The organism is Candidatus Njordibacter sp. Uisw_039, from assembly GCF_047730075.1.
In the GTDB taxonomy this organism is placed as follows: Bacteria; Pseudomonadota; Gammaproteobacteria; order Pseudomonadales; family Balneatricaceae; genus Njordibacter.
Genome location: NZ_CP159831.1, coordinates 1476737 through 1488777 on the forward strand (window position 1 = coordinate 1476737; position 12041 = coordinate 1488777).

Sequence of the window (12041 nt, forward strand, 5' to 3'; positions counted from 1 at the left end):
TAATGATGAACACCAACTACCGCAGGGCCTTGGTGGATACTGGGCTAGATTATTTCGATACCCCAGCCGCCATTGACGACATTAGCAAGGGTGCCTACGCCAAGTTACCTTATACCTCCAAGATCTTAGCGGAACAGCTGGTACGTCGCTGTGAGCCTTCCATGTTAACTGCGTCCCTTAAGCAATTGATTGAACGTAAGCAAGACTTAGACTTTCCTTGGTATCCAGCACGAGTGGTGTGCCATGATATTTTAGGGCAAACTGCTTTGGTGGATTTAGCTGGATTGAGGGATGCCATCGCAGAGCAAGGCGGTGATCCTTCCAAAGTGAACCCCGTAGTGCCGACACAGCTGATTATTGACCACTCTTTGGCTGTAGAGCATGCCGGTTTTGACGTTGACGCGTTTGAAAAAAACCGTGCTATTGAAGACCGACGCAACGATGACCGCTTCCATTTTATTGAATGGACCAAAACAGCGTTTAAAAACGTTGATGTGATCCCAGCCGGCAACGGCATTATGCATCAGATCAATTTGGAAAAAATGTCTCCAGTTATTCAGAACCGCGATGGGCTGGCCTATCCAGACACTTGTATCGGTACCGACAGCCATACGCCACACATTGATGCCTTAGGCGTAATTGCTGTTGGAGTAGGTGGGTTAGAAGCAGAAAACGTAATGCTAGGCCGCGCCTCTATGATGCGGTTGCCAAACATTATCGGTGTAGAGCTCACCGGCAAACGGCAACCTGGTATTACTGCCACAGACATGGTGCTGGCGCTTACTGAGTTTTTGCGGGCACAAAAGGTTGTGTCGTCTTATCTTGAATTCTTTGGTGAGGGTGCCAATGGTTTAACCATTGGTGATCGCGCAACCATTTCTAATATGACTCCGGAATATGGAGCCTCTGCGGCGCTATTTTATATCGACCAGCAAACCATTGATTACCTTAACATTACCGGACGCGAACCAGAGCAAGTGGCTTTGGTTGAAACCTATGCCAAAATCAACGGTTTATGGGCCGAAGACATGGTGGATGCCCAGTACGAACGAGTACTAACCTTTGACTTGTCTAGTGTAGGCCGTACCATGGCTGGGCCATCAAGCCCTCATCTGCGGTTACCAACCTCAGCCTTGGCTGAACGAGGCATTGCCAAAGCCTACAATAATGCTGAGGCTGATGGGTTAATGCCCGATGGCGCAGTGATTATCGCCGCTATTACTAGCTGTACCAATACCAGTAACCCACGCAATGTGATCGCCGCGGGTTTATTAGCCCGAAATGCTAACCGCTTAGGTTTAAAGCGTAAGCCTTGGGTTAAGTCCTCCTTTGCTCCCGGCTCTAAAGTGGCCAAGCTCTATTTAGAAGAAGCAGGCCTGTTAACAGAAATGGAACAACTTGGTTTTGGTATTGTTGGCTATGCGTGCACCACTTGCAACGGTATGAGCGGGGCCTTAGATCCTAAAATTCAAAAGGAAGTCATAGACCGCGACCTGTATTCCACAGCCGTATTATCGGGCAACCGTAACTTTGATGGTCGCATTCATCCCTATGCCAAACAAGCTTTCTTAGCATCACCACCGTTGGTGGCTGCCTACGCTATTGCTGGTTCTATGCGTTTTGATATTGAACAAGATGTAATGGGTAAAGACCAACAGGGTAATGACATTCGCCTTAAGGATATTTGGCCTGAAGATGACGAAATAGACGCTATCGTTGCCAAATGTGTTAAACCTGAGCAGTTTAAACAAATTTATATTCCAATGTTTGATCTAGGTAAAATAGAAGAAGCTCAAAGCCCTTTATATGATTGGCGCCCTAATACTACCTATATACGTAGGCCTCCCTATTGGGAAGGTGCTTTGGCAGGTGAACGCACCTTAAAAGGCATGCGGCCCTTAGCCATACTAGGCGACAATATAACCACCGATCACTTATCGCCTTCCAATGCCATTCTTCCCAACAGCGCGGCAGGTGAGTATTTAACCAAAATGGGACTACCAGAGGAAGATTACAACTCGTATGCCACCCATAGAGGTGACCATTTAACTGCACAAAGAGCCACTTTTGCTAACCCTAAGCTGCTTAACGAAATGTGTCGTGATGATGCGGGAAATATCCAGCAAGGATCACTTGCCAGACTAGAACCCGAAGGCCAGATCCTGCGTATGTGGGAAACCATTGAAACTTATATGGAGCGTGCTCAACCACTAATTATTGTTGCTGGTGCAGATTACGGCCAAGGTTCATCCAGAGACTGGGCGGCTAAAGGCGTACGCTTGGCAGGTGTAGAAGTGATAGTAGCGCAAGGATTTGAACGTATTCATCGTACTAACCTTGTAGGTATGGGTATTTTACCTTTAGAATTCAAAGCGTTAGAAGACCGAAAAAGCCACAAGTTAAACGGCACAGAAACCTTTGATGTGATGGGTGACCCAAGCCCTGGTTGTGACCTAACTTTGGTAGTTAATCGTGTGGATGGTAGCTCTGATAGCATTACCGTTACCTGTCGCTTAGATACAGCAGAAGAAACTTTAGTTTATGCTGCGGGTGGTATCTTGCAACGCTTCACCCAAGATTTTCTTGAATCAACCAATGCTACTTAGGACTTAACATGAGCTTTCAACCGCAAATAAAAATCCCAGCCACCTATATGCGTGGCGGTACCAGTAAAGGTGTATTTTTTAACCTATTGGATTTGCCCGCAACAGCCCAAGTACCTGGTGCAGCTAGGGACGCGTTATTAATGCGAGTGATTGGCAGCCCCGATATATACGGCAAACAGATTGATGGCATGGGTGGTGCAACATCCAGCACCAGTAAAACCGTTATCTTAAGCCCATGCACCCAGCCAGATCACGACGTAGATTATTTGTTCGGTCAAGTGTCTATTGATAAGGCTTGTGTGGATTGGAGCGGCAACTGCGGTAACCTGTCTTCTGCAGTAGGGGCTTTTGCTATTAGTTCTGGTTTGGTAGACCCTAGCCGTATTCCTAGCGATGGCATGGCGGTAGTTAGAATATGGCAAGCCAATATCAAAAAAACCATCATTGCTCATATTCCTATGGTTAACGGACAAGTGCAAGAAACGGGTGATTTCCAGTTGGACGGTGTAACCTTTGCGGCCGCTGAGATCAAGCTAGAGTTTATTAATCCCTCTGCTGCAGACGCAGATATGTTTCCCACGGGTAACTTGATAGATCAGTTGGAAGTGCCCAATATTGGCACTTTTGATGTCACCATGATAAATGCAGGTATACCTACCATTTTTTTAAGGGCGCAAGATCTAGGATATATAGGCACAGAGCTACAAACTGACATTAATACGGACCAAGCGGCGTTAACCAAGCTAGAGACCATACGCGCCTATGGTGGCGTACGCATGGGTTTATTTAGCCATATTGAAGATGCCAAAACCCGCCAACATACCCCAAAAATCGCATTTGTAGCCCCCGCTAAGAGCTATATTTCATCAAGTGGCAGTATCGTTAGTGCTGAAAATATCGATTTACTCGTGAGGGCCATGTCCATGGGCCAGTTACACCATGCGATGATGGGCACCGCTGCCGTGGCTATTGGTACGGCAGCTGCCATCCCTAACACCTTAGTCAACATTGCTGCTGGTGGAGGTGAGCGCACGGAGGTTACCTTTGGCCATCCCTCAGGCACCTTAACCGTAGGTGCTGAAGCCCACCAAGATGCTGGTAAGTGGCAGGCCACTAAGGCCATCATGAGCCGCAGTGCAAGAATATTGATGGAAGGCTGGGTTAGAATACCCAATGCCTGAGTTTCACGCTCAGGTCATTGACCCTTCGATACCTGCTGCTGAGCTGCTAAAGCAGCAGAGTAGCTTGTCTAAACAACAGATAAAACAGGCAATGAAGAAAGGTGCCGTTTGGATAAGTGATGCTGACAGCAGCCACAAACGCCTAAGACGGGTAGATAAAATCCTTAAAATTGGTCAACAGTTGCACCTTTATTACGATGCACAGATTTTAGGGTTGCAGGTAGACGCTGCCGTTTTAATCGCTGACGAAGGCGACTACAGCGTTTGGTATAAACCTTACGGCATGTTGAGCCAGGGTTCAAAGTGGGGCGATCATTGCACCATTAACCGCTGGGTAGAACAAAACCATCCCCCTCAGAGGCCTGCATTCATCGTTAACCGTTTAGATCGTGCAGCACAGGGGTTAATGCTGATTGCCCATACAAAATCTGCAGCTTCTGCTCTTAGTGGTTTATTCGAAAGGAGAGCGATTAACAAAAAATACACTGCATTGGTATCAGGCTCGTTCCCAAAAGAATTAATACTAGACACGGCCATTGACGAAAAAAATGCTCTTAGTAAAGCGAGTTTATTGGCATACGAGTCAAATACTAATAAGTCCTTAGTATGCATAGAAATTGAAACTGGTCGTAAACACCAAATACGTAAACACTTGAGTGGCGCGGGTTTCCCCATTATTGGGGACCGATTATATGGGCCAGATGTAGATGAATCTAGCGTTAATCTATGCCTAGTTTCTACCTATTTAGCTTTTAATTGCCCTATAACTGGCCTTGATAAAAGTTACCGGCTTAAGGATGATTACTTGCCTCAAGTTGGTTAGACTTACGATTAAGCTATAGTTTAGCGTAGCCTTAGGATTACTTTTTTATGCAAGATTTATTACCCGAATTATGCGATCAGTTTGAAGACCTTGTACAGGTGGTAGTACCCATGTTTAAGAGCTTTGGTGCTAAAGAACGCTTTAGCGGTGAAATTGTGACCCTTAAATGCCATGAAGATAACTCTAAAGTACGAGAGCTAGCAGGCCAAGATGGTACTGGAAAGGTTTTAGTGGTTGATGGTGGTGGTTCACTAAAACGTGCGTTACTGGGCGATATGTTAGCCGAGAAAGCCTCAGCCAATGGCTGGGAAGGCATAGTGATTTATGGCTGTATACGAGACGTAAATGCCATTGGTAGTATTAATCTCGGGATACAAGCTCTAGCAGCACATCCAATGAAGACTGAAAAACGTGGTTTAGGAGAAATTAATCAAGAAGTGCATTTCGGTGGGGTGACCTTTGTTCCCGGGCACTTTATCTATGCCGACAACAACGGTGTTTTGGTGGCACCACACCCCTTGTTACTAGATGAGCCATAGGGCAAGCACAAAAAACTATAAAATACTATTCGTCAGCGAAGTATAGGTAACCTTGGTTGTGGAGGATCAATAGCATAGCTTTGGCTGCATCATTGACTATTACAGGTGCCATTTCATCCACTTCTAGCAACCACTGGTTTGCAATCGCTTCAACAAAAGCTGTAGCTTCCGGTGGGCATGGCAACGCCTCACCTTGTACAAATAGGGTTAAACCACCGTCACCTTGCCATGTATAAGCCAAGCGCACCCCTTCTGACACCCTCAATACGCCGTATGCATCGTTAATGATGCTTTCTAACTCTGCTAGGTCCATAGCGTCTTCAGCCATATCTAAAGCGGGGTACTTGGCTTCTGTGCTGTGCTTACCAAACCACTGAGCAACATTTTCTGGGGTAATTTGGTCTCGCATTAACTGCATCAAACCCTCAACATCTGCAGCGCTTATTTCGCCACTGTTAGGCGTAAAGCCTTGGTCTTTTAGACGCAGGTCGGCACTAATGTCGATGCTACGCTCGTCGGCAAAGGTGGTGAGTACATCGCCATGGGAAGGCGAACGAAATCCTACAGAATAGGTTACGCAAGCATCGGAAACTGCTACACCCTGATGGGCCACAAGAGGCGGGATATACAACATATCGCCTGGGTTAAGAATGAATTCTTCGTGCCACTCAAAGTCTTGTAACAAACAGAGTTGATCATGGGCCATTAACGCTGAGTTTTCGCTGCAGGTTTGGCCAATTTGCCATTGGCGCTGGCCTTCCCCTTGAATCAAAAAAACATCATAACGATCGTAATGGGCACCAACGCCAGCACCATTTGTGGCGTAACTAATCATTATGTCATCTAAACGCCAACTGGGTAAAAATCTAAATTTAGCCAAAAAATCATGTACTTGGGGCACAAAGCAATCGACACCCTGCACCAGCAAGGTCCAAGGAAAATCTCGTTCTTTATTAAAATCAACTTCTTTTAACGGGCCGTGGGTAACTTGCCAATCTTTTATGTCACCTTTGTTTTCAATTAAACGCGACTCTACCTCTGGCTCTAGAGCTAACCCTGCTAACTCGTCCATGGCGATGAGCGCATCTTCAAAGGCAATACCGTTACGGATACACACTGGCTTTTGCTGCCAGTAATCTGCAATAAATTCGGCTACGGTCAAATCACCCAAATGGGTCAATGGTGCCATCGTCATTAGATCGCTGCTGCTTGGGCAATAGCGTTACCAATATAGTTAGCCGGAGTTAAGGTTTTAAGCTCGTCTTTTACAGACTGTGGCAAATCTAGGCTGTCAATAAACTCAGCCATAATGGCTGCGTTAATGGTTTTACCACGGGTGAGGGTTTTTAGCTTTTCATATGGCTCTTCAATGGCATAACGACGCATTACCGTTTGAATGGGCTCAGCGAGCACCTCCCACGCGTTATCTAGATCGGCATCCAAACGTTGGGCATTAAGCTGTAATTTACTAATACCTTTTAAAGTAGACTGATAAGCAATCAGGCTGTGGGCAAGGCCTACACCTAAATTACGTAACACAGTGGAATCTGTGAGGTCACGCTGCCAACGAGAAATAGGTAGTTTGCTGGCTAAGTGTTGTAGCAGAGCGTTAGCAATACCCAAGTTACCTTCTGAGTTTTCAAAATCAATGGGGTTAACCTTATGGGGCATAGTAGATGAACCAATTTCTCCCGATATAGTTCTTTGCTTAAAGAATCCAAGGGAAATATAACCCCAAATATCACGGTCAAAATCCAATAAGATGGTGTTAAAACGCGCAATGGCATCAAACAATTCGGCAATGTAGTCGTGGGGTTCAATTTGCGTTGTGTAAGGGTTCCAAGTTAAGCCTAAGCTTTCTACAAACGTCTGGGCGTTGGCTTGCCAATCGATCTCTGGGTAAGCCGTATAATGAGCATTATAGTTACCTACAGCACCATTAATCTTGCCTAAGAACTCCATCTGCTGAATCTGCTTCAGTTGGCGCTCAAGACGTGCGGCAACGTTGGCCATTTCTTTACCCATAGTGGATGGAGAAGCAGTTTGGCCGTGGGTGCGAGACAACATAGGTTGATTTTGGTGACTGTGGGCTAAGTACTTAATTTGCGCCAATACCTCAGTCATTTCCGGCACCATCACTTGCTCTAGACCTTGCTTAAGCATTAAGCCATGGGCCAAATTGTTGATGTCTTCGGAAGTGCAAGCAAAATGGACGTATTCATTAATAGCGTGTAGTTCTGCGTTATCTTTGAACTGTTCTTTAATGTAGTACTCTACGGCTTTTACATCATGATTAGTGGTGCTTTCTATGTCTTTAACGCGCTGGGCTGCCGATTCATCGAAGTCATTAATTAAGCGCTCGAGAAGGGCATTAGCCTTATCACTTAAAGGGGCAACTTCACCGATCTGTGGATGATCAGCAAGACGTTGTAACCAGCGCACTTCAACCAACACCCTGTTATAAATAAGACCAAATTCACTAAAATAGGGACGAAGTGAGGCAGTCTTGCTGCCATATCGACCATCTACTGGAGAAAGGGCTGAAATTGACGATAAATCCATAACGGAGTCCTAGGTTAGGTTTAGGTTAATGACTAAGTTGACTAAGCAACGCGTCTAATTCACGCTGGTAGGAATTTTTAAACAATACTAACTGCCACTTACGACCACCAACTTGGCGCCACAATGTGGTTGCACGAATGCCGGCAAGAAGGTAGCTGCGCACACGATTGGTGTTCATGGGTTGCTGAAGGTAAGTGGGATTACCGGTAACTTGGATACGAAAATGAAAACTGCTCAAAGTAGAAGAGTAGGTTTCAGCAACACTGGCGAACACATTAGGGTGCACCAATTCATACAGATCAACTTGTCTTTGGCTATGACTTAATTGTTTACTAATGTCGTTAAGCATTTCCGGGCGTTTACGCAGCTTGCCTTGCAAGTGAGCCAACCCCAGCACATAACGGGTAATTTCTTGGGCTCCTGTGATTTGATCTTGAGATATAATAGATTTTAAGGTTACTAAACCTAAGCGTAAATTGTTAATTGCTTCAGCACCGCCAAATACATCTTCACTACTGTCTGGGTTAGTGACAAAAAGCGATGCAAGACTACAGCGGCTAGCGCTTTCGTCGGCTTGTCCAGTACTTGCGACTTGGTGAACTAGTGCTGCGGCTTGAACTACAGCAGCTAAGGCCAACACGCGTTCTTGGTTGAGGTTTAAGCGACTAATCAATGACTGCTCCTCCAAGACATACATCACCATCATAAAACACAATAGATTGGCCTGGTGTGACGGCTCTTTGTGGTTCTATAAATACCACATTTATTTTCCCATTAGGCAAGACTGTTAAGGTACACGTTTGATCTGCTTGGCGGTAGCGTATTTTAGCCATCAACTCTACAGAGACACCTTGCATTAAGTCAGGGCCCTTGCCATCGACCCACATCAACTGCTGACAGGTAAGGGAGGGTTTAAATAAGCGTGGGTGATTTTTGCCTTGGGCGACGATTAACCGGTTGCGGTCTAAATTTTTATCCACTACGTACCAGGCAGATTCATTATAATTGGCTAAGCCACCAATGCCTAAACCTTGGCGTTGACCAATGGTGTGATACATTAGCCCTTGATGATCGCCGATGACATCACCATCGACGGTTTCAATCTTGCCCGGTTGAGCAGGCAAATATTGTTGTAGAAAGTCTTTGAATCGACGTTCGCCAATAAAACAGATACCTGTGCTGTCTTTTTTATCGTGGTTAGCCAAGCCATGAGCTTCGGCTATAGAGCGCACTATTGGTTTTTCCATAGCACCAATAGGGAACAAGGTTTGGCTCATTTCTAAAGCGCCTACGGCATGCAAAAAGTAACTTTGGTCTTTATTGCCATCTAGGCCTTTAACCAACTGACACCGAAGGCCCTCACCTTGACGCTGAACATAGTGCCCCGTAGCAATATAATCTGCACCAAGGGTTTTGGCGTAGTCTAAAAAAGCTCTAAATTTAATTTCACGGTTACATAGAATATCTGGATTAGGCGTGCGCCCCACTTTATATTCAGCTAAAAAATGTTCAAACACGTTATCCCAATATTCTGCGGCAAAGTTTGCAGCGTGTAAGTGGATACCTAGTTTTTCGCAGACCGCTTGAGCATCGGCTAAGTCTTGCTTAGCAGTGCAATACTCTGTGCTATCATCTTCGTCCCAGTTCTTCATGAACAGGCCTTCAACGTGGTATCCTTGTTGCATTAGCAGCAAAGCAGAAACAGAAGAGTCAACACCGCCGGACATACCGACAATAACGCGTGTAGAGGAGGATTCACTCATAGATTTAATTCAAGCGATAAACAGAATAGATAACAGACGTAATTTTAACCGAACCAAGTCCTCACGCCTAGGCTTATGGAAAGATTCCAAGGATTTTTACCTGCATGAAAACCAATGATCTCATCCTTGTGCAAGAAGCAGACTTTGATATTAGCCAGCATTACCAAATGTTGCTCAAAATAAACCCAGCCGGTACGGGTGCTGCAGTATTGTTTGTGGGTTTAGTGCGTGATTTGGACGATGCCAAAGTAGAGGCCATGCAACTCGAGCATTACCCGGGCATGACCGAAGCCTGTTTACAACAAATAGTGGATAAAGCACATCAGCGCTGGGCTATAGAAGGCATTCATGTGGTCCATAGGGTGGGTAAGTTACTACGTCATGAGCAAATCGTGCTTGTGGGTGTAACATCACGTCATCGCAGTGATGCCTTTTGTGCATGCGAGTTCGTGATGGACTACCTAAAACAAGATGCGCCGTTTTGGAAAGCAGAATTTACCGAAAACGGCAAACAATGGGTTAAAGGTAAAGAGTCCGATCAGCAAGCCGACAAACGTTGGTAAGCAGGTTATTTATGCTGTGGACCTTCGGTTTGTTCCAAGCGCCATTCGCCAACATTGAGGCCTTTTAACTTCCAGTTACCAATTGCTACTCGGACTAGCCTCAAAGTGGGTAAGTTTATAGCGGCCGTCATACGTCTTACTTGCCGATTTCGGCCTTCACTAATACGAATTTCTAACCATTGAGTTGGTATAGAAACTCGCTCTCTGATTGGGGGAACACGTGGCCATAGGTTTTTTGTTTCAGCGCCTAACAGCCTTACTTTGGCAGGTTTAGTAGGGCCATCCTTGAGCACCGGCCCAGCTCGTAAGCATTTTAACTGATGTTCATCTACTCGACCTTCAACTTGAACCCAATAGGTTTTTTCTAACTTATGTTTTGGGTTTGCTATCTGCTGTTGTAATTGCCCGTCATTGGTCAATACCATAAGGCCTTCTGAATCATAGTCTAGTCGTCCAGCGGCATAAAATTTTGGCATATCGATGTAAGCCGCTAAAGTTTCCCGGCCTTGATCGTCGTTAAACTGACTTAGCACCTGGAAAGGTTTATTAAAAAAGAGGATATTAGGCACGTAACAAATTCCTTATTGGTTCTATGAATTGTTAGAATTTTGTAAAATAACTACATGATTCCTTGGGCCTGCCGGGGCATTCAAGCTATAATTGGCCCCGACTACAAAAACGACTTTTTAGGTCGCTTATCTACGCTTCAAGATTATTTTTTATGCATTCGGAGAACTCATGACATATCAAAACATCATCGTCCCAGAGCAAGGCTCTAAGATCACTGTTAACGCCGACCTTTCTCTCAACGTGCCTAACGACCCTATTATCCCTTATATTGAAGGCGATGGCATCGGTTTTGACGTTTCACCAGTAATGCTTAAGGTGGTAGACGCCGCCATAGAGAAAGCCTTCAATGGCAGCAAAAAAATTCATTGGATGGAAGTATACGCTGGTGAAAAAGCGACCGTAACCTACGATGCAGACACTTGGATGCCGGAAGAAACATTAGCTGCGTTTAAAGAATTTAAAGTAGGCATTAAAGGCCCTTTAACCACACCCGTAGGTGGTGGCATACGCTCTTTAAATGTAGCTCTGCGCCAAGAATTAGACCTGTATGTGTGTCAACGCCCTGTGCGCTGGTTTACCGGTGTACCTAGCCCAGTGCTAAAGCCAGAAAACGTAGACATGATTATCTTCCGCGAAAATTCAGAAGACATTTATGCCGGCGTTGAGTGGCAGGCTGGTTCTGCCGAAGCTGACAAAGTTATTAAGTTTTTACAAGAAGAAATGGGTGTCACCAAAATTCGTTTTGACCAAATGTGTGGCATTGGCATCAAACCTGTATCAGAAGAGGGAACTAAACGATTAGTTCGTAAAGCTATCCAGTACACTATTGATAATGATCGTGATTCTTTAACCTTGGTTCACAAGGGCAACATCATGAAGTTTACTGAAGGTGCCTTTAAAGAATGGGGTTATGAAATTGCCCAGCAAGAATTTGGCGCAACAACTATAGGCGCAGGACCTTGGTGCGAAATGACCAATCCAAATACCGGTAAAAACATTATCATCAAAGACGTTATTGCCGACGCCATGCTACAACAAATTCTTTTACGTCCGGAAGAATATGACGTCATCGCTACATTGAACTTGAATGGTGACTACTTATCCGATGCCCTAGCAGCAGAGGTAGGTGGCATTGGCATAGCCCCAGGAGCTAATCTCAGTGATGATATTGCCATTTTTGAAGCTACCCATGGTACTGCTCCTAAGTATGCAGGCCAAAACAAGGTAAACCCTGGTTCTATTATTTTATCGGCCGAGATGATGTTACGTCATTTAGGCTGGCTTGAAGCGGCGGACTTGATTGTCTCTGGCACCGAGGGTGCGATTAATGCCAAAACTGTAACTTATGACTTTGAACGTCAAATGGACGATGCTACTTTACTGTCTTGCTCTGAATTTGGTGACGCTATTATTGCAAACATGTAGTTCTAGGGT

Annotated in this window: 11 protein-coding genes; 6 read left to right on the plus strand and 5 right to left on the minus strand. The window is 45.2% G+C overall.

Going from position 1 to position 12041, the window contains the following annotated elements; all coding sequences use genetic code 11:
* Nucleotides 1-5 precede the first annotated feature (5 nt).
* The 4 genes from acnD to rraA are packed head-to-tail and all read left to right on the plus strand — an operon-like array spanning nucleotide 6 to nucleotide 5149.
* Nucleotides 6-2606 carry a Fe/S-dependent 2-methylisocitrate dehydratase AcnD gene (gene acnD / locus ABXT70_RS06980; RefSeq protein ID WP_443642495.1) on the plus strand — a complete coding sequence of 867 codons (2601 nt, stop codon included), beginning with the start codon at nucleotides 6-8 and terminating at the stop codon, nucleotides 2604-2606.
* Nucleotides 2607-2614: 8 nt separating this feature from the next.
* Nucleotides 2615-3787, plus strand: coding sequence for a 2-methylaconitate cis-trans isomerase PrpF (prpF, locus tag ABXT70_RS06985; RefSeq protein ID WP_443642454.1), 1173 nt, complete (start codon nucleotides 2615-2617; stop codon nucleotides 3785-3787).
* Nucleotides 3780-4610, plus strand: a complete 831-nt coding sequence (locus tag ABXT70_RS06990; RefSeq protein ID WP_443642455.1) for a pseudouridine synthase family protein — start codon at nucleotides 3780-3782, stop codon at nucleotides 4608-4610. Before prpF ends, ABXT70_RS06990 begins: the two co-directional genes overlap by 8 nt.
* A gap of 47 nt (nucleotides 4611-4657) precedes the next feature.
* Complete coding sequence (gene rraA / locus ABXT70_RS06995; protein WP_443642456.1) at nucleotides 4658-5149, plus strand: ribonuclease E activity regulator RraA; 492 nt, start codon at nucleotides 4658-4660, stop codon at nucleotides 5147-5149.
* Between the two features lie 25 nt (nucleotides 5150-5174).
* On the opposite strand, the gene ABXT70_RS07000 is transcribed toward rraA, so the two are convergent.
* The 4 genes from ABXT70_RS07000 to mnmA are packed head-to-tail and all read right to left on the minus strand — an operon-like array spanning nucleotide 5175 to nucleotide 9474.
* Nucleotides 5175-6344 (minus strand): JmjC domain-containing protein, encoded by a 1170-nt coding sequence (locus ABXT70_RS07000; protein WP_443642457.1) that lies wholly within the window; start codon nucleotides 6342-6344, stop codon nucleotides 5175-5177.
* Nucleotides 6344-7711: an adenylosuccinate lyase gene (gene purB / locus ABXT70_RS07005; RefSeq protein WP_443642458.1), complete on the minus strand. Its 1368-nt coding sequence runs from the start codon at nucleotides 7709-7711 to the stop codon at nucleotides 6344-6346. Before purB ends, ABXT70_RS07000 begins: the two co-directional genes overlap by 1 nt.
* A gap of 25 nt (nucleotides 7712-7736) precedes the next feature.
* On the minus strand, nucleotides 7737-8384 hold the full coding sequence (hflD, locus tag ABXT70_RS07010) for a high frequency lysogenization protein HflD (RefSeq protein WP_443642459.1): 648 nt from the start codon (nucleotides 8382-8384) through the stop codon (nucleotides 7737-7739).
* Entirely contained in the window at nucleotides 8377-9474 is a 1098-nt protein-coding gene (gene mnmA / locus ABXT70_RS07015; RefSeq protein ID WP_443642460.1) for a tRNA 2-thiouridine(34) synthase MnmA, read from the minus strand. The genes hflD and mnmA overlap by 8 nt, the downstream gene beginning before the upstream one ends.
* Nucleotides 9475-9578: 104 nt before the next feature.
* On the opposite strand from mnmA, the gene ABXT70_RS07020 reads away from it, so the two are divergent.
* The gene (locus ABXT70_RS07020) at nucleotides 9579-10037 is read left to right on the plus strand and encodes a molybdenum cofactor biosynthesis protein MoaE (RefSeq protein ID WP_443642461.1); all 459 of its coding nucleotides are present in this window, start codon (nucleotides 9579-9581) and stop codon (nucleotides 10035-10037) included.
* Nucleotides 10038-10042: 5 nt separating this feature from the next.
* On the opposite strand, the gene ABXT70_RS07025 is transcribed toward ABXT70_RS07020, so the two are convergent.
* The gene (locus ABXT70_RS07025) at nucleotides 10043-10606 is read right to left on the minus strand and encodes a pseudouridine synthase (protein ID WP_443642462.1); all 564 of its coding nucleotides are present in this window, start codon (nucleotides 10604-10606) and stop codon (nucleotides 10043-10045) included.
* Between the two features lie 169 nt (nucleotides 10607-10775).
* Between ABXT70_RS07025 and icd the strand changes: the two genes are divergently transcribed.
* On the plus strand, nucleotides 10776-12032 hold the full coding sequence (gene icd / locus ABXT70_RS07030; RefSeq protein ID WP_443642463.1) for an NADP-dependent isocitrate dehydrogenase: 1257 nt from the start codon (nucleotides 10776-10778) through the stop codon (nucleotides 12030-12032).
* The last annotated feature ends 9 nt before the right edge of the window (nucleotides 12033-12041 follow it).